The organism is Brucella rhizosphaerae (genome assembly GCF_002252475.1).
GTDB lineage: Bacteria > Pseudomonadota > Alphaproteobacteria > Rhizobiales > Rhizobiaceae > Brucella > Brucella rhizosphaerae.
Window position 1 is genome coordinate 1 of the sequence record NZ_NNRK01000033.1, and the last position, 20633, is coordinate 20633.

The following is a 20633-nucleotide window of genomic DNA, read 5'->3' on the forward strand; positions in this document are numbered from 1 at the left end:
CAAAGTTTCTTTCCACAGGGAAAACCAAACAATTTTACCAAACATTAAGCATCCAGACCAGCGCGATTCTATCCAATCAATCAAAACAACCCAAAACCAACCCACCGCCAAACACTCATATATATACCCGACGGCAGTCAGAACCAAACAGATCAAAACCAGCCCATTTTCTCGCCAAGGCGATCAGCCAGCGAGCGTACCCGCAACCCCATCACATCGATGATGTCTGGGCGCGCCTCTGCTGCCATCATAGAAAGAGCAATACCTGCGGCTGGATGAAAAGGCCGATCACAGATCGCAGCGCCAATGCAGAACATGCCTTCACGCAGCTGTCCGTCATCGAGCGAGTAACCCTTCGCTTTCACTTCGGCCATTTCCGCTTCAAGCTTTTTCACCGATTGAACACTTGAAGGCGTTATTGGCTGCGGCCATTCAGATGGAAGATGCCGCGCAAGTTCTTGCGGAGACATTGCAGCCAGCATTGCCTTGCCCGTCGCTGTAAAGACAGCGGGCACACGCATGCCGATGCGGAATGTGATCCCTAGCGGTGCGGTCGAGTTGCGGCAGGACAAGTAGATGACTTCCGGGCCCTCAAGATGTGAGAGCGTCAATGTATAAGCCCCAAGGCCTTCGGCTTCCGCGACCACATCATGAAACGCATCTACAATATCACTGTCAGCGAGAAAGACATTGGCCCAGCGGACTGACTGCGGCCCCATTGTAAAGCTGCCGTCGCTGTTGAGCTTCAACAGTTTCAGGTGGGTCAGCGTTTGGCAAAGGCCATGGACACTGCTTTTGGGTAATTTAGTCTGACGCACCAGATCCGAAAGTTTGAGCCCGTCGCGGCTCCCGGCAACACAATCGAGAATCTGTGTCGCCCTCACCACTGCCGGGACCAGCTTCAAGGAACTTTCTTCATCGGGTACGGTTTTGTTCATAAGCCCTCTTGACCCAACTGACAGATGAATTGACTTTGGTTCTGTCGGCTGATTTATTCAGTATATCGTATATCGTTCAATATATTGAACTAATCTCTGACGCAACACCGGGATGGAATATCAGATATGATTGCCTTGAAAGATAAATCGCTGCTCAAATCGCAATGCCTCGTGGACGGCCGCTGGATTGATGCCGCCGATGGCAAAACCATTGATGTGACCAACCCTGCGGATGGTTCACTAGTCGGCACCGTCCCTTCCCTGTCTGTCGATACTATTAAAGAAGCAATCGACGCTTCCAACAAGGCGCTTCCGGCATGGGCTGGAAAGACCGCCAAAGAACGCGCTGGCATATTGCGCAAATGGTTCGATCTGATCGTCGCCAATGCTGATGATATCGCGCTTATAATGACATCGGAACAAGGCAAGCCACTCGCCGAAGCGCGCGGCGAAGTCATTTACGCCGCTTCCTTTATTGAATGGTTCGCCGAAGAAGCAAAGCGTGTCTATGGCGACACGATCCCTGCACCACAGAACGGGCAACGTCTCACCGTTATTCGCCAGCCTGTCGGTGTTACCGCTGCGATCACCCCCTGGAATTTTCCGGCGGCGATGATTACCCGCAAGGCGGCACCTGCACTGGCCGCTGGCTGCACGATGATTGTGCGTCCCGCCGATCTCACTCCTCTGACGGCTCTCGCTCTCGGCGTACTGGCTGAGAAGGCAGGAATTCCGGCAGGTGTTCTCCAGATCGTGACCGGCAAGGCCCGCGAAATCGGCGCTGAACTCACCAGCAACGAAATCGTGCGCAAACTGTCCTTCACCGGCTCGACCGAAGTCGGACGTCTTTTGATGGCGCAGTGTGCCCCGACCATCAAGCGCATTTCGCTGGAACTTGGCGGCAACGCACCATTCATCGTGTTCGATGACGCGGATATCGATGCTGCTGTTGATGGTGCAATGATTTCGAAATACCGCAACGCGGGCCAGACCTGCGTTTGCGCCAACCGCATCTATGTTCAGCGCGGCGTCTACGACAAGTTTGCTGAAAAGCTGGCAACCAAAGTCAAAGAGCTGAAGGTCGGCAATGGCACCGAACCGGGCGTCGTCATCGGACCGATGATCGAAGAAAAAGCCATCACCAAGGTGAAGGCACATATTGAAGATGCTGTTTCCAAGGGTGCAAAACTCATCGCGGGCGGCAAGGAACTGGGTGGTCTGTTCTTTGAACCCGGCATTCTGACCGGCGTCACCTCGGACATGATTGTCGCCAAGGAAGAAACCTTCGGGCCACTTGCACCCCTCTTCGCCTTCGACACAGAAGAAGAAGTCATAGCCATGGCCAATGATACGATCTTTGGGCTGGCCGCTTACTTCTATACAGAGAACTTCAGCCGCGCGATCCGCGTCAGCGAAGGCCTGGAATATGGCATGGTCGGCCACAACACCGGCCTGATCTCAAATGAAGTCGCGCCATTCGGCGGTGTGAAGCAGTCGGGCCTTGGGCGCGAGGGCTCGAAATACGGCATCGAGGAATATCTCGAAACCAAATACATCTGCAGCGCTTACAAGCGTTGAAACTAACTTAGACGACTTTAAAAGGCGGTGCGCATTGTTCGCACCGCCTTTTTTTATTATAGACGATGCAATTACCCTTGGGTGCTTGCCCGCAATAATCCGGAAAAATTCATGCTGCGCCGACTGTACGACTGGACGATCTCGCTTGCTGCCCGAAAGTCTGCTGAATATTGGCTCGCTTTCATCGCTTTTGTGGAAAGCTCGGTTTTTCTCGTGCCAGCCGATGTGCTTTTTCTGCCGATGGCGCTCGCTCGTCCGGAACGCGCCTATCGTTATGCTCTGGTTGCGACCATCTTTTCCGTTCTCGGCGGCATCGCGGGCTGGTATCTCGGCTACCATGCCTATGAGCAGGTCGCAAAACCTGTGCTTGAAATGTATGGCAAACTCGACACATTTGAGCAAATGCGCGGCACGACCAGCGCGGACATGATACTTCTGATGCTCATCACATCAGGACTTGCCCACCTGCCGCCCATCAAGGTGGTGACGATCCTGTCGGGTGCAGCTGGCATCAACATCTGGCTGTTTATTGCATCGGCAATCGTCGCTCGTGGTGCACGCTTCTTCTTCCTTGCATGGCTGTTGAAGCGCTATGGCGAACCTATCCGTGGTTTTATTGAAAAGCGCCTCGGACTGCTGGCTGGCCTCGTTGCCGTTGTGCTGATCGCGATGTTCCTGGCAGTTAAATATCTTCACGCCTGATTTTGCCTCAAGTCGGTCAAAATAAACTGATTGGAGACAAAGCAGTATTTTGGCTTAACTGCAAAAAAGAGCCGCTTCAGGAAGCTTCATATGGCATTGGCACTCAATAAACCGGTCGGCAAAATTCAGGCTTGGTCCGCTGGCATCATGACGGTCGGATTGGCCGCAACCGTTGGAACCGCGCTCGGCTTCGAGCATCTGGCTGGCTTCATGCCCTGCAAGCTCTGCCTTGAAGAGCGTACGCCATATTATATTGGCGTTCCTGTTCTTGCTGCGGCCTGGGTTTCCTACGGATTGAAATGGCCGCCGATCCTCACGCGCGGCCTGATCCTGATCGGCGCGCTGCTGATGACCTTCGGCTTAGCACTTGCCATCTATCACACCGGCGTCGAGCTGAAATATTGGCCGGGACCAGCCGATTGCAGCGCTGCCACAATGAAGGTGACGCTCGATGCAGGCAATCTGCTCGGCGATCTCAATGCGACCCGCCCACCCGCATGTGACAGTGCACCAGGCTTTTTCCTCGGCCTGTCATTCGCTGGATGGAATGTTGTCGCAAGCCTGCTGTTTGCAGCGATCGGCTACTACGGCGCTTTTGCAAAAGGTGTGAAGTAAGAGCGCAGGAGAACGTTCTGAGGGGTTAAGGCTCCAATTCGACATCCCAGTAAAGGAAGTCGAGCCAGCTGTCGTGGAGATGGTTGGGTGGGAAAAGGCGCCCATTATTGTGCAGGTCCTGCACAGTGGGCGTGACCGGCTTCTGGCGCGGCCACATATGCGCGTTCGCCGGCATCAAGCCGCCTTTGCGCAAATTGCAAGGGGAACAAGCGGCGACCACATTTTCCCACGTCGTCTCGCCGCCATGGCAACGCGGGGTAACGTGATCGAAAGTCAGATCATGTGGCGAGCCACAATACTGGCATTCGAAACGATCACGCAGGAATAGATTGAAGCGCGTAAAAGCGGGATATCGCGGCGGCTTCACATAATCCTTCAAGCAAATCACGCTCGGAACGCGCATTGAGAATGACGGAGACGATACGATCTGGTCGTATTCCGCCACAATATGCACGCGTTCAAGAAACACTGCCTTGATCGCGTCCTGCCAGGACCAGAGCGATAAAGGGTAATAGCTGAGCGGACGATAATCCGCATTGAGGACCAGCGCGGGTAATCCACTGCTTGACACAGTCCGGGGAGAGACGGCTACATTCAAGGGCGCACCTCCTTCAGAGCAACTCCGAAAGGAAAAGTGCGATTGGCTTTCCATGCGGAATTGCGCTCTTCATCGAAGCGCCGCGCGTCCATTCTGGGCGCAACCTACAACGCTCCAACCTCATGAAGGCGGCAAGTGCGATTGGCAGGATATCAAGCTTCTGCGAATCGAAATGCCGTCATCACCTGATGCGAATAATGTAATCCCGACGTGACAGGATTGTGAAGCGGAAACGCATTTATGTCCCCGGAAACACGCAAGATTTACAGAAGCGGTGCAGCCTCGCGACCCTTGATCGCGGCGTAATATGCCCAGAACAAACGCGCAGCAACGCCGCGCCATGGCGCCCAGTCTTCCGCAAGCAGACGAAGGGCTGCAGCATCCGGCCGTGTTTCATGCGCAAAAGCGTGACCGACCGCAGTTTGCAAGGCGACATCGCCTGCTGGAAATACATCCGGATGACCAGCGGCAAAAAGCAGGTAAACCTCAGCTGTCCAAGGGCCGATACCCTTGATTGCAGTCAGCATCCTGATGGCTTCCTCTGCAGGCAAATCGCACAGCCCATGCAGGTCGATTGCCCCTTCTGCCAAAGCTTCACTCAAGGCAAAGAGCGTTCTTTGCTTCGGACGCGAAAGCCCGGCAAAACGCCATGCTTCCTCACCACCCGCAATGTATGCCTCCGGCGTCATCGGATCGATCACCTGCTTGAACCGTGCCCAGATGGCAGCCGCACTTGCAGTTGAAACCTGTTGCGCAACGATAATTGAAGCAAGACTTTCAAATCCCGGCTCCGAGCGGCGAAGCGGCACAGCATGTGAACGGCTGCGTATCTCGGCCAGTCGAACATCCGCAAGCACCAGCGCTTCAAGGCCGGCTTCAATATCGCTCAATGTATCGATCCGCCGCATCAGATGGCCTTTCATTTCGGTTCCGCGCAAAGTACCAATGCAATCAAATGATAATCGATTGACCTGACCATGACACAACCTGTTTTCCGTTTTGCACCAAGTCCCAATGGCCAGCTACACCTCGGCCATGCCTATTCAGCACTTCTCAATGCACGAATGGCGAATGAAAGCGAAGGGCGTTTTCTGCTTCGCATGGAAGACATCGACACGGCACGCTGTACGCCTCAACTCGAACAGGGCATTTACGATGATCTCAGCTGGCTCGGGCTTAAATGGGAACAACCGGTGCGCCGCCAGTCCGAGCATTTTAGTGAGTATCGCAACGCACTGACAAAACTCGCCGACAAAGGATTGGTCTATCCAGCTTTTCTCAGCCGCACAGAAGTGCGCGAACAAATCGGCGAGGCTCACGCCAAAGGCGAAGATTGGCCTTCCGATCCGGACGGAACGCCACTTTATCCGCAGAGCGAGCGAAAACTGAGCGAAAAGGAACAGACGGAGCGCATCGTTTCCGGTGCACCCTATGCCTGGCGGCTCGACATGGACAAAGCAATTGCAGCAGCAAGTGAACCACTGTTCTGGAATGAAAGCGGCATTGGTCCCAATGGCGAAACTGGTCGTCTCCCGGTCAATCCTGCTCAATGGGGTGACGTGGTGATCGCGCGCAAAGACACGCCAACCAGCTATCACCTTTCCGTCGTCGTGGACGATGCATTGCAAGGCATCACCCATATCGTGCGCGGACGCGATCTGTTCCATGCGACTTCCGTACACCGGCTGCTGCAAAAGCTTCTTGATTTGCCTGAACCGCTATATCATCACCATGATCTGGTGCTGGGCGATGACGGGCTGAAACTTGCCAAAAGTCGCAAGGACACAGCGCTCTCATCTTTACGTGAACAGGGCTTTACGCCAGCCGGTATCCGCGCCAAACTCTCGCTATAAAAAGTATTTTCGCCACAGCGTCACAGATGATGTGCCTACGGGCCGATTGACGAAAGCGCGCCAAAGCGGTTCAAGGAAGCTAGAGTTGGCGTTGAAAAGCGCTGGCGGTGATTTTGTTTATTTTGAAGGAGGCGGAGCCATGAGCAATTACGTTGAGATAGAAGGCTTGCGCGTTGCCCCTGAACTGGTGGAATTTCTGGCCAACGAAGCCGCACCCGGCACGGGTGTGGAACCTGAAAAATTCTGGAAGGGCTTTGCCGCCATCATCCGCGATCTCGCACCGAAAAACCGTGCGCTCCTTAAAAAACGCGATGACCTCCAGGCAAAGATTGATGCCTGGTACAAACAGAACCGCGACAAAAACTATTCGCAGGCTGACTACCAGCAATTCCTGAAGGACATCGGCTATCTTCTGCCGGAAGGCGAAGAGTTCAAGGTTTCGACAGCCAATGTCGATCCGGAAATCATGCATATTGCCGGTCCACAGCTCGTCGTCCCCGTCATGAATGCGCGCTATGCGCTGAACGCTGCCAATGCGCGCTGGGGTTCGCTTTACGATGCGCTTTATGGCACCGATGCGATTTCTGAAGATGATGGCGCCGAAAAGGGCAAAGGCTACAATCCGAAGCGCGGCGAAAAGGTTATCGCCTGGGCTAAGAACTTCCTCGACGAGAGCGCACCGCTCACCTCTGGCAAATGGGCTGATGTTGCTGGTCTTGCTGTGAAAGACGGTGAGCTTGCCATCACACTGTCTGACGGTTCTGTTACAGCTCTCGAAGATGCCAGCCAGTTCAAGGGCTATAATGGTGACGCTGCCAGCCCAACCAATGTACTGCTTGCCAAGAATAACATGCATGTCGATATCGTCATCAATGCGGATAGCCCAATCGGCAAGACCGATCTGGCACATATCGCAGACATGGTTCTGGAATCGGCTGTCAGCACGATTCAGGATTGTGAAGATTCGATCGCGGCTGTGGATGCAGAAGACAAGGTCGCCGTCTATCGCAATTGGCTCGGCCTGATGAGCGGCAAGCTCGAAGACACGTTCGAGAAGAACGGCAAACAGATGACCCGCCGTCTCAATGGCGATCGCAGCTACCATGCTGCCGACGGCTCGGACCTCACGCTCAAGGGTCGCTCATTGATGCTGATTCGTAACGTTGGTCACCTCATGACCAATCCAGCGATCATTGATGCAGAAGGCCATGAAGTGCCGGAAGGCATTATGGATGCGGCCTTCACCAGCCTCATTGCGCTACACGATATCGGCCCGAATGGTCGCCATCTGAACTCGCGCGAAGGCTCGGTCTATATCGTCAAGCCAAAGATGCACGGACCGGAAGAAGTGGCTTTTGCCAATGAAATCTTCACCCGCGTCGAAGAACTACTCGGCATGAAGCCGAATACGCTGAAAATTGGCATCATGGATGAGGAACGCCGCACCACGGTCAACCTCAAGGAAGCAATCCGTGCAGCAAAAGAACGCGTGGTCTTCATCAACACCGGCTTCCTCGACCGCACCGGCGACGAAATCCATACCTCGATGGAAGCTGGCCCGATGATCCGCAAGGGCGACATGAAGCAGGCCGCATGGATCGGTGCTTATGAGCAGTGGAATGTCGATATTGGTCTTGAATGTGGTCTTTCCGGTCACGCGCAGATCGGCAAGGGCATGTGGGCCATGCCGGACCTGATGGCTGCGATGCTGGAACAGAAGATCGCGCATCCGAAGGCTGGCGCGAACACCGCATGGGTGCCATCGCCAACGGCTGCAACCCTGCACGCCACCCACTATCATCAGGTCGATGTGGCCGCCGTTCAGGAAAAGCTCAAGAGCCGCCCACGCGCCAAGCTCGATGACATCCTGTCTGTCCCGGTTGCAAGTCGTCCAAACTGGACGCCAGAAGACATCCAGCACGAAATCGACAACAACGCACAGGGCATTCTCGGTTATGTCGTGCGCTGGGTGGATCAGGGCGTCGGCTGCTCGAAGGTACCGGACATCAACAATGTAGGCCTGATGGAAGACCGCGCGACGCTGCGCATCTCCGCACAGCATATCGCTAACTGGCTCCATCATGGCGTTGTCTCAGAAGCTCAGATCATGGAAACCTTAAAGCGTATGGCCGCTGTCGTGGACAAGCAGAATGAAGGCGATCCGCTTTATCGCCCGATGGCTGCCGACTTTGACAAGTCGATTGCTTTTCAGGCTGCCTGCGATCTGGTCTTCAAGGGTCGTGAACAGCCGAATGGTTACACCGAACCAGTTCTGCATCGTCGCCGCCTCGAATTGAAAGCGCAAGGTTAGAGCATAGCTTCTTAAAACGTGATCTGTCTGGAGCGCAGACTTCCTCTTCCCTCGTCCTTCGACACGGTGCTTCGCACCGGCTCTGGATGAGGGGTAGATGTCACTTCCTGAGCTTCGAGCGTTCATCGTGCGAGGAGATTGATTGCGGCGGGAGAAATCCCGCCGTTTTCTATTGCACCAATGCAAACATGCTTGACTCCATTATAATAGATATTATTTCTATCATAATGGAAAATGCACTCGAACAACTCGACAATGCCATTGGCGAAAACCTGCGTCGGCTTCGCCTCGCGCAAGGCATGACGCTCGATGCTTTGGGTGATGCTTCAGGCGTTAGTCGCGCCATGATTTCACGCATCGAACGTGGGGAAACCAGCCCGACGGCACAGTTGCTGGCGCGCATCTGTGCAGCGCTTGGTACATCGCTTTCAGCTTTTTTTGCTGACGCAGAAGCTCCCGCTTCCCCCTTGCTGACGCTTGATCGCCAACCGGTCTGGCGCGATCCTGATACGGGCTATATCCGCCGTTCCGTTTCGCCGCCCGCTACTGGATCGAACGTCGATATGATTGAGGTCGAGTTTCCTGCAGGTGCAAAAGTGGCCTTTGCGCCGCAAGCGGCTAATGCGGGCATCACGCAGCATATGTGGCTCTTTGCAGGAAAAATGGAGATCACCGTAGGCAGCACCCAACATGGCCTGCAACAAGGTGACTGTCTTTACATGCCTCTCATAGAGGGCATCACTTTCCATAATCCCGGACCAGTTCCCGCGCGCTATGTCATAGTGCTCGAACGGCGCGGCAGCGTTTGAAAGCAACATGCATGATTCGTGTTCTGAATTTCGATGAAGCAAAAGCCACAATCCCAGCGCTTGCGGAAATCCTCTCCGATTGCATCAATGGCGGCGCATCGGTCGGCTTTATGGCCCCATGTGAATCAGAAGGTTTCATTCCGTACTGGAACCGTATCGCCAATGAAGTGGATGCTGGCGATACCGTGCTTCTGGTTGCCGAACACCAAGGCGAAATCATCGGCACAGTGCAGCTTGGTCTATCGCAAATGCCAAACCAGCCCCACCGTACCGATCTCAAAAAACTTCTGATTCATCGCAAGGCCCGCGGTCTTGGTCTCGCCCGCAACCTTATGGAAACGGCGGAACAAGAAGCACGCAGTCATCGTAAGACACTCATATGCCTCGACACGGCTACCGGCAGTCCGGCGGAAGCAATCTACACACATCTTGGCTGGGAACGCGTCGGTGTCATCCCGAATTATGCGCTCTATCCCGACGGGACTCCTTGCGCGACCACCCTCTTCTATAAAGGTCTCTGAAATGATCCTCACCATCCGCCACGCAACCGAAGCTGACCTGCCCACCTTGCTTGCCATTTATAATGATGCCGTTGAAAATACGCTCGCCATCTGGAACGAAACACTCGTCGATCTGGAAAACCGTCGCCAATGGCTTGAAACCCGCAATCGCGATGGCTTCCCGGTGCTGGTTGCCGAACGTGAGGCTCAGGTCGTCGGTTATGCCAGCTATGGTCCGTTCCGACCCTTTGAAGGTTTCCGACACTCGTCGGAACTTTCAGTCTACGTGGCAAGTGATGCGCGCGGCGGCGGCATTGGGCGCGCACTTCTGGCCGAACTTGTTGAAGAAGCGCGCGACCGCAAGGTGCATGTGCTCGTCGCAGCCATCGAGGCTGGCAATGCCGCATCCATCGCCCTGCATAAATCACAAGGTTTCTCGGATTGTGGCACGTTAAAGCAAGTCGGGCAGAAGTTTGGCCGCTGGCTTGATCTCACATTCATGCAAAAGATTCTCTGATCAGCGAAATATAGCGCAATAGAAAAAGCCGCGATGTTATTGCCTCGCGGCGCCATTTTTGGTTATACAACGATATTCGCAAGGACCCGGTGAAAGCCCGGGTGGCTCTTCTGGCCGCCTATCCGCCAGACAACGCAACAACATCCCCCATTTTTTACAATCGGCCATGTTGAATCGGGCGACTCTAAACGCCTGTTTTTATTTGCGGAAATTTCAATGACACGTCTTGCTGCCTACCGCCGCGAGTGGTTCTCCAATATTCGCGGCGATATTCTCTCGGGCATTGTCGTAGCACTTGCCCTCATCCCAGAAGCCATCGGCTTTTCGGTCATCGCTGGTGTCGACCCCAAGGTCGGCCTGTTCGCCTCGTTCGCCATTGCCTGCGTTTCTGCCTTCACCGGCGGACGCCCCGGCATGATCTCTGCCGCAACCGCCGCAACTGCTGTAGTTATGGTCTCGCTCGTCAAAGAACACGGCCTGCAATATCTCTTTGCAGCCACGATCCTGATGGGCTTTTTGCAGATAGCTGCGGGCTTCTTGAAACTCGGACGTCTGATGCGCTTTGTCTCGCGCTCGGTCATCACCGGTTTTGTCAATGCACTGGCCATCCTCATCTTCATGGCACAGCTGCCAGAACTCATCCATGTTCCGGTTGAGACCTACTGGATGATCGCCGGCGGTCTTGCCATCATCTATCTGTTCCCGCACATCACCAAAGTGATCCCGTCCCCGCTCGTGGCGATTGCAGTTCTGACCACGCTTGCATGGTCAACCGGCATGGATTTGCGCACGGTGGGCGATCTCGGTGAACTACCATCTTCGCTGCCCTTCTTCGCTCTGCCACAGGTTCCGCTGACGCTCGAAACCCTGCAGATCATCTTGCCCTACTCGATCACACTTGCGGCTGTCGGCCTGCTCGAATCGCTCATGACTGCTCAGATTGTCGACGACATGACGGACACCAACAGCAATAAGAATCAGGAATGCATCGGTCAGGGTACGAGCAATATTGCTTCCGCAATGATTGGAGGCATGGGCGGCTGTGCGATGATTGGCCAGTCAGTCATCAATGTTTCTTCAGGCGGTCGCGGACGACTTTCAACCTTCGTCGCGGGTGCCTTCCTGTTGTTTCTGATTCTGGTGCTTGATGATCTGGTGCGGATCATCCCGATGGCAGCTCTGGTCGCTGTGATGATTATGGTATCGATCGGCACATTCTCATGGCGCTCAATTCTCGATCTGCGCCGCAACCCACCGTCGTCTTCCATTGTTATGCTGGCAACCGTGGTAACGGTGGTTTCTACACATGATCTTGCCAAAGGTGTTCTGGTCGGCGTGCTGCTTTCCGGCGTTTTCTTCGCTGGAAAAGTCGCCAGGATGTTCCGCATCACCGCAACAGATCATGACGGCGAACGCATCTATATGGTGCAAGGCCAGATTTTCTTTGCTTCGGCGCAGAGCTTTATCGCTGCATTCGATTTTTCGACGCAAGTGAACAAGGTCACGATTGACGTCAGCCACGCACATCTATGGGATATCACATCGGTCAGTGCCCTCGATAAGATCGTGCTTAAGTATCGCGCCACGGGTACAGACGTTTCGGTAATCGGTTTTAATGAAGCCAGTGCTGACATGATCGATCGCTTTGGAGTCCACGACAAGGAACCTGGCGCCGCGAAGCTCGCAGTACATTAGCCGCTGCGCGCCCGATTGGGCGCACAAAGGTCGCTCTAACACTTGAAAATGATGCTCTGAGCCAAAAAGGGCCGCTTATGCGGCCCTTTTTGATTAGCTTGCCTGCGGAACGGTATCACCGGTCTGCAGATCATCGAGCCCGATCTCACCCTCCACCTGATCGCTGCGTGCCATCAGATAAAAGCCAAGTGCGGAGGTCAATACGGCAATGAACACCAGGTACCACGCATGAGCCATCGGATTAACCGCAAGCAGCGAGGTGACGACCACCGGGGTCAGACCGCCGAAAATCGCATAGGAAATATTGTAGGAGAACGACAGGCCCGAGAAACGAACCGGCGCCGGGAATGCACGTACCATTACATAAGGAACGGCGCCAACCATGCCCACTGAAAGTCCCATAACCGCGTAGAGCGCAAACAGGACCGGAAGCGAAACAGCCGCATAGGTGTAGAACACAAAGGTCGCAACACCGAAGAAGACCCCAGCGACCGCGAAGAAACGTCCACTGCCAATACGATCAACGATCGCACCGGCACTGACGGTGCCGAACATCAGGAACAAGGTTCCAAAGCTCGTCGCAGCGAGCGATTGCAGCGGTGTATAGCCATAGAGCTTTTGCAGGAACGTCGCGGTCATCAGCGTGGTAACGACGATACCAGCCGACAAAATCCATGTCAGCAACACGGAAATGATAACGCCGTGCATATGGTTGCGCAGGACGGTGCCCAGCGGCAACTTGTCTTTGAGCAAATGGCTGTTCTTCATCTCGGTGAAGATCGGCGTTTCGGCCAACCAGCGGCGCAGATAAACAGCAAAAAGGCCAAAAATTCCGCCGATGAAGAATGGTATGCGCCAGGCATAGGATGCCAGTTCTTCCGGAGTGAAAATCCAGTTGATGGCCGTTGCAATCAGCGACCCGATCATGATGCCAAGCGTCAGACCCGAGCAGAGGAAACCACAAGCCATGCCGACACGATTGGCAGGCACGTGCTCCGCCACGAAGGTCCAGGCACCCGGAACTTCACCGCCAATGGCAGCGCCCTGCAACATGCGAAAAATGATCAGCAGAATTGGCGCGCCAACACCAAGCGTTGCATAGGTAGGCAGGCAGGCCATGGCCAGTGTCGAAATCGACATCAGGAAAACCGAGAACGCGAAGACGCGTTTACGTCCGAACTTGTCGCCAAAATGCGCCAGAACAATGCCGCCGATCGGGCGTACCAGATAGCCCGCTGCGAAGATGCCGAAGGTCTGGATCAGCACCAGCCAATCAGGCATGTCAGGTGGGAAAAACAGGTGCCCAATCACGCTCGCAAAAAACACGAAGATGATGAAATCATAAAACTCCAACGCACCGCCTAGTGCCGAGAGGCCAAGAGTGCGGAAATCCTGCCGGTTAAGCGGTCGTGGATTGGTGCCTGCGCGGGAGTTTGTCGGTGCCATCGATCCAATTCTTTTCTGGTCGTTGTATTTTGGGATGCTTTTTAGAGCGCGTCCCCAAAAATGTGAAACGGTTTTCGGACAAGATGCGCGCGAAAGCAAACTTTGAGATGCGCCAATCTGATAAAAACAGATCGGCGCTCTAATGCTCCAGTTGCTCACATGCTGCAAGACTTGACTTTCAGGCCATTCGACTTATTTTAGAACTATTCTAAACTTTGGAATTTCCACATGCTTAGCCGGTTCTTTCGCAATGGTCGCCGCCCGTTTGATTCGCTCTCTGAACAGGAAATATTGGCGCTTGCCATATCTTCAGAAGAAGATGATGCGCGCATCTATCTCGCCTATGCGGATGGTCTGCGCGATGAATTTCCGCAGTCAGCAAAAATATTCGAACAGATGGCAGCTGAAGAACATGAGCATCGCGACGCGTTGATCGAACGTCATCGCGCGCGCTTTGGTGAGCGCATCCCGCTGATCCGTCGCGAGCATGTGAGTGGCTATTATGAACGCAAACCCGACTGGCTGGTACGCCCGCTCGGTATCGACAAGGTGCGCGATGCTGCAACACAGATGGAGGAACAAGCGTACCGCTTTTATGTGGAGGCAGCCAAACGGGTAACTGATGCTGGCACACGCAAGTTACTTGGTGATCTGGCCCAGCAGGAAAAGAAGCACGAGGCGAAAGCCGAATCGCTTGAGGACGAACTGACACCGCATAATGTTCAGGACGAAGAACGGGCGCTTGAACGCAAACAATTCATTCTGACCTATGTGCAGCCAGGGCTGGCGGGCCTCATGGATGGCTCTGTTTCCACCCTCGCCCCGATTTTCGCCGCAGCCTTTGCTACACAGGATACATGGCAGACATTTCTGATTGGCCTTTCGGCATCGGTCGGCGCAGGTATTTCCATGGGCTTCACCGAAGCCGTGCATGATGATGGCAAGCTCTCAGGCCGTGGCTCGCCGATCAAGCGCGGCATTTCGTGCGGCGTGATGACGACACTCGGCGGCCTCGGTCATACCCTGCCTTACCTGATCAGGGATTTCTGGACCGCAACGACCATTGCTGCAATTCTGGTTTTCTTTGAACTTTGGGCCATCGCCTTCATCCAGAACCGCTATATGGAAACGCCATTCTTCCGCGCAGCCTTACAAGTCGTGTTCGGCGGCGCGCTGGTTCTGGCTGCAGGTATATTGATCGGTAGCGCCTAAACCTTAGCTACGTCTCGGGGCAGAGAAACTGGCCCCTCAAATACATCGATGGCGATACGACCCTGTCGGGAAACCGTAACAAAGCTATTTGCCGGAACAGCCATCCAGTTTCCAGCTTCGCCATCAAGCGGCTCCGAAACCACGCAAATCCCCGATGCACTGCCCAGTGTCGCCGTATAGAGCGTCGGCGCAAAAGCATCTGTGGCATAGCGGATGGCGTAAAGCTGATTGCCGTCTGAAAAAGCGGCCGTCAAACGCAGAAATGGCGGCACGCCTGCGCATACGGCTTCTTCAACGATCGTTGCGACCATCCGCTTCATGGCCAGTGCGGGGTCTCCATCAAGACCAAACTCAAGCATCAGAAGGAATATCAGTTCCGAATCGGTCGCACCGTGCTTCTGACAATAGACGTCATCGCTCAGATGGCTTTCAAGCCTGCGCCGCAGGCGTTCAAAATTACCAATCTGCCCATTATGCATAAAGCTCCAGCGGCCCGACACAAACGGATGGCAATTAGACCTGCTGGTTAGTCCACCGGTCGATGCGCGCACATGTGCAAGAAAAAGGCGCGACTGAATTTGTCGCGCCAGACTACGTAGATTCTGATCCGACCAGGCGGGCAGAATATCCCGATAAAGCCCTGGTTCATCGCGTTTGCCGTACCAGGCAACACCAAAGCCGTCGCCATTGGTACGTGTTTTCGCTTCATGCGCATCGTGACTTTGTGCAACGAGCGAATGGCAGGGAGACGATATAATGTCTTCCAGATAAGTCTCAGGTCCGAGATAGGCGGCCCAACGGCACATGTTTAATCCGGAAATTACCGGCTCCGGTTATGTGTCCGCTCATAAAGCTGACGGACAATCGTGCTTGCCGTCTTCTCGAACAAAAATGGCAAAATTGCATGGATAAGCGCAGCAAAAGCGGCACCGAACAGCTTAAATGAAAAACGTCCGGCAAAAGCCATATGCTGGAAATAGGTTTCGTCGACAGATTCCGGATGCTCGGTAAAGAGGCGTGTAATACGTGTTGTCATTGGAAATACTCCCGTCAATGAGCAATTTGTTCCCGTTACGCAGCGCAAATCGCGCCTTTCTGGAAAATCATTTTAGCAAAAGCACATGAGATGAAATCTCAATTTGTCCTTGATAATCAGGATTAAGTGAGACAAATATCCCAATATGAAACTATCATTGGATGAAATTGACCGAAGAATCCTTGGTGAGCTGCAAATTGACGGCACTTTGTCGGTTGATTCTCTTTCCGAACGGGTAAACCTTTCCCGCAACGCCTGCTGGCGGCGCGTGAAGCGCATGGAAGATGAAGGTATCATCAAGGCCCGTGTCGCTCTGGTTGATGCTGAAATTGCGGGATGCGGTCTTTCGGTTTTCATTCTGGTTCGCACATCGAGCCACGACCCAGAATGGCTCGGTCGCTTTCGCAACGCCACGGCGCGCTTTCCCGAAATCGTTGGTGTTTATCGGATGACCGGCGATCTGGATTATGTGCTTAAAGCGCGCGTTGCTGATGTGAAAGCCTATGACCGTCTCTATCAGCGCCTCATTGCCAGTGTTCCACTGTCAGATGTGTCAGCTTCTTTCGTGATGGAAGAGATCAAGGAGACCACCGCGGTACCGCTCGAACGGAATTGAATCTCCTCACATGTCACAGCTCATGGTGTAAAAGCATGATCCTGTGCTGCAGTATCATTGCAAAACATCAAATTGGCTGTACACCTTTGTTGCAATTTCACGTATGAGCGTCGCCAATTTGAATTCTCGCAGGCCAAACTGAATTCTCGTAAGAAAGGCTCCCTCATGACCGCAGCATCCGCTCCAGCCCCAACGCTCGGCATCATCCGCCTCGAACATGCGGAAGGCCTTGAGCTCCCCGCTTATGAAACTTCTGGTTCTGCTGGCATGGATCTCCGCGCCGCTGTTGCAGAAGACCGTCAGATTGTACTTCTTCCCGGCCGCCGGACTTTGGTGCCAACTGGCCTCATCTTTGAAATCCCGGAAGGTTATGAAGTGCAGATCCGCCCGCGTTCGGGCCTCGCATTCAAAAACGGCATTACCTGCCTCAACACACCGGGCACGATCGATTCGGATTACCGCGGTGAAATAAAGGTACTTCTGGTTAATCTCGGGGACGACGATTTCCGCATCGAACGTGGCATGCGCATCGCACAAGCCATCTTCGCACCCGTCGTTCAGCCAAAGATCGAAGAGCGTTCGCAAGCCAGCGAAACAAAGCGTGGCGCAGGTGGCTTTGGCTCGACAGGCACCGCCTGATTAAACAATGCGACGAGCTTGATGAAAGCCGGAACCATGTTCCGGCTTTTTTATTTGTACTCTCGAAATCACTATTCTCAGCGGAGTTTCAGCAAATCTAAGCTCCAGGACCATTCCGCGCATGACAAATAATTAAGATGAATTCCTGAGTGGGTGAGCATAGATATCCGCTTGGAGCATTTCCCGCAAAAGTGCGAAGCGATTTTGCGCAAGGATAATGCGTAAAGAAAATAAGTTGGAGCGGTTTCAACGATTCAATCGCTGCCAGAACCGCTTAAGACAGTTATTTGACATCGAGTTCTCAGAGGATACAGGGTGCTTAGATCCACCGATTCACTTCCGGCAGGTCAAAAAAAGACCGCATCAACCAAGCGCACATCGCGCAATCGTCGCCGTTTGTGGATTTGGTTGCCAATCGCAGCCATTGCTTTTGGTGCAGGCTGGTACTTCCTGAGCGCGCGCGAAAGCAGCAGTCAGAAAAGCACTTATCTGGCCGAGACCGTCGAACGCGGAAACATCGAAAATTCGATCACAGCTGTCGGCACGCTCAGCGCCTTGCGCAGTATCAATGTTGGTGCTCAGGTCTCTGGTCAGCTTAAAAGCGTCAAAGTCGAAGTTGGCGATGAGGTCAAGCAAGGAGATCTGATTGCTGAAATCGATCCCTCACCATTTGAGAAAAAAGTAGAAATCGCCAGCGCACAGCTCGACAATCTCAAAGCACAGCTTTTGAGCAAACAAGCACAGCTGACGCTGAAAAAATCCAATGCTGCCCGCCAGCGGTCATTGCTTGCAAGCCGCAATGCTTCCCAATCAACGATCGATCAGGCCGATGCTGATCTCGCCATGGCCGACGCTGATGTGAAAGCATTAAGCGCGCAAATCCGCCAACAAGAGGCTCAGCTTGCCAGCGACACAGTCGATCTCGGTTACACCAAGATCTACAGCCCGATGGCCGGCACAGTCGTCGACCAGAGCGCCAAGGAAGGCGAAACGCTGAACGCGGTGCAAACTGCGCCGACCGTCGTCACCGTTGCTGACCTTAAGGTCATGACGGTAGAGGCGCAGGTGTCGGAAGCCGATATCAGCAAATTGAAGCCGAACATGCCTGTTTATTTCACGTTGCTGGGGCAACCAGAAAAACGCTTTACAGGTACGTTGCGCCAGATCAAACCCACACCGCAGACTGACAACAATGTCGTTCTCTATTATGCGCTGTTCGATGTTCCCAATCCAACCGGCGAACTCATGATCAATATGAGCGCGCAGGTCTATTTCGTTCTCGATCATGCCGACAATGTGCTGATTGTTCCGACCGCAGCGCTGAACTCAAAGCGTGAAGGCTCAGGCAAACCACAAACAACTGTTCAGGTTGTCGATAGAAGTGGGTCGACCGCCGAGCGCACCGTAGAAGTCGGCGTTCGCAACCGCGTACAGGCTGAGATTAAAAGTGGCCTTGAAGAAGGCGACAGGGTCGTCGTCACCTCTGCTTCGGCTACCGCAGGCTCAACCCAGCGCGGTCGCAGGCCCGGCGGCATGTTCTTCTGATGGGATCAGCCATGAACGACGCGCCCCTCATCAGACTACAGGATATCCGCAAGACGTATCATAATGGCGATCTTGCGGTGGAAGTGCTGCACGGCATTACACTTGATATCCGCGCCGGTGAATTCGTGGCCATCAAAGGCGCATCGGGATCGGGCAAGTCGACGCTCATGAATATTCTGGGCTGTCTCGACAGTCCCAGTGGCGGTGAATATTTGCTGGACGGCGAGGACGTGTCGACCCTTGACGCAGACGAGCTCGCCGCTTTGCGCCGTCGTACTTTCGGCTTCGTATTCCAGAGCTACAATCTCATTGCAACATCGACCGCGCAGGAAAATGTTGAAGTACCGGCGATCTATGCGGGCATGCCTGCTGCTGAACGCCATGAGCGTGCAGCCGAACTTCTCGGCTCGTTAAAACTTGGCGACCGTTTGGACCATCGCCCCAATCAGTTATCTGGTGGCCAGCAACAGCGCGTTTCAATTGCACGTGCACTGATGAATGGCGGCCGCATCATTCTTGCAGACGAGCCGACAGGTGCGCTCGACAGTCAGAGTGGCGAAGATGTCATGGCGCTGCTTCGCTCCATGCATGAGCAGGGCCATACGATCATCGTCATCACCCACGCGCGCGAGGTTGCGGAACGTGCAGACCGGCTGATCGAAATCCGCGACGGACAAATCCTGTCCGACACCACCATGCGAGACATGCCAGCTGGCGACGCGCCCAAAACCCTGCAAAAAATGACTGAAAGCGGTGCCGCACATATCGCCGATATTTCGGAAGCGATCAGAATGGCGATGCGCGCCCTGCGTGCCAATATTTTCCGAACGATCCTGACTTTGCTCGGCATTATCATTGGCGTGAGTTCAGTCGTTACCATGCTTGCAATCGGTACCGGCGCGCAAAACTCTATCCTTGATCGTATCAACGCAATGGGTACCGATCTGGTACTCATCCGCCCCTCCATGCCGGGTTTTCGAGGGTCTGGCTCTGTCGCCACTCTCGTGCCGGAAGATGCTGATGCGATCCTGCAATTGCCCAATGTGAAAACCGCGGTTCCAGAAGTGACCGGAAGCGTTACACTCCGACGCGGCAATGTCGATTATCAATCACAAGCCAACGGCACCGTTGCAGCGTTCACCGAAGCAAAATCCTGGAAGGTCGCAACCGGCGACTTCATTACTGCCCATGATATGGAAGCATATGCCCCCGTTGCAGTGCTCGGCACTACAGTCGTCAAGACACTCTTCCCGGATGGCTCAAACCCTATTGGCCAATATATCCTGATCCAGAAAATACCCTTTCAGGTGATCGGAACTTTGGAAACCAAGGGAGCAGGCTTTGGTGGTTCCGATCAGGACGATGTGGTGATCGTGCCGCTTTCGACCGGAAATCTCCGGCTGTTTGGCCAGAAATATGTCCGCACAATCACTGTTCAGGTGAAAGATGCTGATTTGATCGATACGACGCAGGATCAGATTCAGGAATTGCTGGATCAACGTCACAAGCAGCGTGACACCATGATCACCAACATGTCCTCGATTCGTGATGACGCTGCGGCCATGGGATCGACCATGACACTGTTTCTGGGGTCTGTTGCAGCTATTTCGCTTCTGGTGGGTGGCATCGGCGTCATGAATATCATGCTGGTCAGCGTCACCGAACGCACCCGGGAGATCGGCGTCCGCATGGCAACCGGTGCACGTCGCCGCGATATTCTGCTCCAGTTCATCACAGAAGCGCTCACCGTCTCGGCCATTGGCGGCGCTGTCGGTGTTGTTCTTGGCGTCGGCACGGCAGCAATTATATCGTGGGCTGGTATGCCTGTCGGCTTCAGTGCAGGTCCTGTGCTTCTCGCCTTCGCCTGTGCCTTTGCAACGGGGCTTGTGTTTGGTTTTCTACCGGCACGCAAAGCCTCCAGGCTTCTTCCAGCGGTAGCCCTCTCGTCGGAATAGACGCTACGCGTCAACAAGCTTACAAAACAAAAAAGCCGGTCTGGAAACAGACCGGCTTTTCTATTGAA

Annotated in this window: 20 protein-coding genes and 1 other annotated feature; of the genes, 14 read left to right on the top strand and 6 right to left on the bottom strand. The window is 54.1% G+C overall.

Translation table 11 applies throughout. The features are described 5' to 3' along the window. Positions 1 to 152: 152 nt before the first annotated feature. The gene (locus CEV32_RS15790; RefSeq protein ID WP_094578086.1) at positions 153 to 938 is read right to left on the bottom strand and encodes an IclR family transcriptional regulator; all 786 of its coding nucleotides are present in this window, start codon (positions 936 to 938) and stop codon (positions 153 to 155) included. A gap of 126 nt (positions 939 to 1064) precedes the next feature. Here CEV32_RS15790 and CEV32_RS15795 point away from each other — a divergent pair, with 126 nt between their 5' ends. From CEV32_RS15795 to CEV32_RS15805, 3 genes are all read left to right on the top strand, one after another. Further along, positions 1065 to 2516, top strand: a complete 1452-nt coding sequence (locus CEV32_RS15795) for an NAD-dependent succinate-semialdehyde dehydrogenase (RefSeq protein WP_094578087.1) — start codon at positions 1065 to 1067, stop codon at positions 2514 to 2516. A 111-nt stretch (positions 2517 to 2627) separates the two neighbouring features. Next, on the top strand, positions 2628 to 3218 hold the full coding sequence (locus tag CEV32_RS15800) for a YqaA family protein (protein WP_094578088.1): 591 nt from the start codon (positions 2628 to 2630) through the stop codon (positions 3216 to 3218). Positions 3219 to 3308: 90 nt separating this feature from the next. Next, positions 3309 to 3833 carry a disulfide bond formation protein B gene (locus CEV32_RS15805; RefSeq protein WP_094578089.1) on the top strand — a complete coding sequence of 175 codons (525 nt, stop codon included), beginning with the start codon at positions 3309 to 3311 and terminating at the stop codon, positions 3831 to 3833. Between the two features lie 25 nt (positions 3834 to 3858). Here CEV32_RS15805 and CEV32_RS15810 read toward each other — a convergent pair whose 3' ends face one another. Both CEV32_RS15810 and CEV32_RS15815 read right to left on the bottom strand, forming a co-directional pair. Next, positions 3859 to 4431, bottom strand: coding sequence for an HNH endonuclease (locus CEV32_RS15810; RefSeq protein ID WP_094578090.1), 573 nt, complete (start codon positions 4429 to 4431; stop codon positions 3859 to 3861). Positions 4432 to 4694: 263 nt separating this feature from the next. Continuing rightward, a complete protein-coding gene (locus CEV32_RS15815; protein WP_094578311.1) occupies positions 4695 to 5339 on the bottom strand; it encodes a DNA-3-methyladenine glycosylase family protein in 645 nt (214 codons plus the stop codon). A 69-nt stretch (positions 5340 to 5408) separates the two neighbouring features. Here CEV32_RS15815 and gluQRS point away from each other — a divergent pair, with 69 nt between their 5' ends. From gluQRS to CEV32_RS15845, 6 genes are all read left to right on the top strand, one after another. Further along, positions 5409 to 6284 carry a tRNA glutamyl-Q(34) synthetase GluQRS gene (gene gluQRS, locus CEV32_RS15820; RefSeq protein ID WP_094578091.1) on the top strand — a complete coding sequence of 292 codons (876 nt, stop codon included), beginning with the start codon at positions 5409 to 5411 and terminating at the stop codon, positions 6282 to 6284. A gap of 139 nt (positions 6285 to 6423) precedes the next feature. After that, positions 6424 to 8595: a malate synthase G gene (locus CEV32_RS15825; RefSeq protein ID WP_094578312.1), complete on the top strand. Its 2172-nt coding sequence runs from the start codon at positions 6424 to 6426 to the stop codon at positions 8593 to 8595. 227 nt (positions 8596 to 8822) lie between these two features. Beyond that, positions 8823 to 9404, top strand: coding sequence for a helix-turn-helix domain-containing protein (locus CEV32_RS15830; RefSeq protein WP_094578313.1), 582 nt, complete (start codon positions 8823 to 8825; stop codon positions 9402 to 9404). A gap of 11 nt (positions 9405 to 9415) precedes the next feature. After that, positions 9416 to 9925, top strand: a complete 510-nt coding sequence (locus CEV32_RS15835; protein ID WP_094578092.1) for a GNAT family N-acetyltransferase — start codon at positions 9416 to 9418, stop codon at positions 9923 to 9925. Between the two features lies 1 nt (position 9926). Further along, positions 9927 to 10421, top strand: coding sequence for a GNAT family N-acetyltransferase (locus tag CEV32_RS15840; protein WP_094578093.1), 495 nt, complete (start codon positions 9927 to 9929; stop codon positions 10419 to 10421). Positions 10422 to 10500: 79 nt separating this feature from the next. Further along, positions 10501 to 10556, top strand: a sequence feature (sul1 is cis-regulatory element that is thought to sense ions involved in sulfur or methionine metabolism; They are found in Alphaproteobacteria). Between the two features lie 81 nt (positions 10557 to 10637). Next, positions 10638 to 12116: a SulP family inorganic anion transporter gene (locus CEV32_RS15845; RefSeq protein WP_094578094.1), complete on the top strand. Its 1479-nt coding sequence runs from the start codon at positions 10638 to 10640 to the stop codon at positions 12114 to 12116. Between the two features lie 93 nt (positions 12117 to 12209). Here CEV32_RS15845 and CEV32_RS15850 read toward each other — a convergent pair whose 3' ends face one another. Further along, positions 12210 to 13562 (bottom strand): MFS transporter, encoded by a 1353-nt coding sequence (locus tag CEV32_RS15850; protein WP_094578095.1) that lies wholly within the window; start codon positions 13560 to 13562, stop codon positions 12210 to 12212. A 228-nt stretch (positions 13563 to 13790) separates the two neighbouring features. Between CEV32_RS15850 and mbfA the strand changes: the two genes are divergently transcribed. Then, the gene (mbfA, locus tag CEV32_RS15855; RefSeq protein ID WP_094578096.1) at positions 13791 to 14774 is read left to right on the top strand and encodes an iron exporter MbfA; all 984 of its coding nucleotides are present in this window, start codon (positions 13791 to 13793) and stop codon (positions 14772 to 14774) included. Here mbfA and CEV32_RS15860 read toward each other — a convergent pair. After that, positions 14771 to 15580 carry a class II glutamine amidotransferase gene (locus CEV32_RS15860; RefSeq protein ID WP_094578097.1) on the bottom strand — a complete coding sequence of 270 codons (810 nt, stop codon included), beginning with the start codon at positions 15578 to 15580 and terminating at the stop codon, positions 14771 to 14773. The genes mbfA and CEV32_RS15860 overlap by 4 nt on opposite strands. A 14-nt stretch (positions 15581 to 15594) precedes the next feature. After that, positions 15595 to 15810, bottom strand: coding sequence for a DUF6356 family protein (locus CEV32_RS15865; protein WP_094578098.1), 216 nt, complete (start codon positions 15808 to 15810; stop codon positions 15595 to 15597). A 145-nt stretch (positions 15811 to 15955) separates the two neighbouring features. Between CEV32_RS15865 and CEV32_RS15870 the strand changes: the two genes are divergently transcribed. From CEV32_RS15870 to CEV32_RS15885, 4 genes are all read left to right on the top strand, one after another. Beyond that, the gene (locus tag CEV32_RS15870) at positions 15956 to 16426 is read left to right on the top strand and encodes an Lrp/AsnC family transcriptional regulator (protein WP_094578099.1); all 471 of its coding nucleotides are present in this window, start codon (positions 15956 to 15958) and stop codon (positions 16424 to 16426) included. A gap of 165 nt (positions 16427 to 16591) precedes the next feature. Next, positions 16592 to 17065 carry a dUTP diphosphatase gene (gene dut, locus CEV32_RS15875; RefSeq protein ID WP_094578314.1) on the top strand — a complete coding sequence of 158 codons (474 nt, stop codon included), beginning with the start codon at positions 16592 to 16594 and terminating at the stop codon, positions 17063 to 17065. Positions 17066 to 17380: 315 nt separating this feature from the next. Next, complete coding sequence (locus CEV32_RS15880) at positions 17381 to 18610, top strand: efflux RND transporter periplasmic adaptor subunit (RefSeq protein WP_094578100.1); 1230 nt, start codon at positions 17381 to 17383, stop codon at positions 18608 to 18610. Continuing rightward, a complete protein-coding gene (locus tag CEV32_RS15885) occupies positions 18610 to 20565 on the top strand; it encodes a MacB family efflux pump subunit (RefSeq protein WP_094578101.1) in 1956 nt (651 codons plus the stop codon). The genes CEV32_RS15880 and CEV32_RS15885 overlap by 1 nt, the downstream gene beginning before the upstream one ends. Positions 20566 to 20633: the final 68 nt, after the last annotated feature.

What these genes read in the sequence shown, in the direction of transcription:
- CEV32_RS15885 (WP_094578101.1), top strand. Translation starts at nt 18,610, where the DNA reads ATGGGATCAGCCATGAACGACGCGCCCCTCATCAGACTACAGGATATC.
- gluQRS (WP_094578091.1), top strand. Translation starts at nt 5,409, where the DNA reads ATGACACAACCTGTTTTCCGTTTTGCACCAAGTCCCAATGGCCAGCTA.
- CEV32_RS15815 (WP_094578311.1), bottom strand. Translation starts at nt 5,339, where the DNA reads ATGCGGCGGATCGATACATTGAGCGATATTGAAGCCGGCCTTGAAGCG.
- CEV32_RS15800 (WP_094578088.1), top strand. Translation starts at nt 2,628, where the DNA reads ATGCTGCGCCGACTGTACGACTGGACGATCTCGCTTGCTGCCCGAAAG.
- CEV32_RS15795 (WP_094578087.1), top strand. Translation starts at nt 1,065, where the DNA reads ATGATTGCCTTGAAAGATAAATCGCTGCTCAAATCGCAATGCCTCGTG.
- CEV32_RS15840 (WP_094578093.1), top strand. Translation starts at nt 9,927, where the DNA reads ATGATCCTCACCATCCGCCACGCAACCGAAGCTGACCTGCCCACCTTG.
- CEV32_RS15870 (WP_094578099.1), top strand. Translation starts at nt 15,956, where the DNA reads ATGAAACTATCATTGGATGAAATTGACCGAAGAATCCTTGGTGAGCTG.
- CEV32_RS15825 (WP_094578312.1), top strand. Translation starts at nt 6,424, where the DNA reads ATGAGCAATTACGTTGAGATAGAAGGCTTGCGCGTTGCCCCTGAACTG.
- dut (WP_094578314.1), top strand. Translation starts at nt 16,592, where the DNA reads ATGACCGCAGCATCCGCTCCAGCCCCAACGCTCGGCATCATCCGCCTC.
- CEV32_RS15845 (WP_094578094.1), top strand. Translation starts at nt 10,638, where the DNA reads ATGACACGTCTTGCTGCCTACCGCCGCGAGTGGTTCTCCAATATTCGC.
- CEV32_RS15865 (WP_094578098.1), bottom strand. Translation starts at nt 15,810, where the DNA reads ATGACAACACGTATTACACGCCTCTTTACCGAGCATCCGGAATCTGTC.
- CEV32_RS15805 (WP_094578089.1), top strand. Translation starts at nt 3,309, where the DNA reads ATGGCATTGGCACTCAATAAACCGGTCGGCAAAATTCAGGCTTGGTCC.
- CEV32_RS15835 (WP_094578092.1), top strand. Translation starts at nt 9,416, where the DNA reads ATGATTCGTGTTCTGAATTTCGATGAAGCAAAAGCCACAATCCCAGCG.
- CEV32_RS15830 (WP_094578313.1), top strand. Translation starts at nt 8,823, where the DNA reads ATGGAAAATGCACTCGAACAACTCGACAATGCCATTGGCGAAAACCTG.
- mbfA (WP_094578096.1), top strand. Translation starts at nt 13,791, where the DNA reads ATGCTTAGCCGGTTCTTTCGCAATGGTCGCCGCCCGTTTGATTCGCTC.
- CEV32_RS15790 (WP_094578086.1), bottom strand. Translation starts at nt 938, where the DNA reads ATGAACAAAACCGTACCCGATGAAGAAAGTTCCTTGAAGCTGGTCCCG.
- CEV32_RS15860 (WP_094578097.1), bottom strand. Translation starts at nt 15,580, where the DNA reads ATGTGCCGTTGGGCCGCCTATCTCGGACCTGAGACTTATCTGGAAGAC.
- CEV32_RS15850 (WP_094578095.1), bottom strand. Translation starts at nt 13,562, where the DNA reads ATGGCACCGACAAACTCCCGCGCAGGCACCAATCCACGACCGCTTAAC.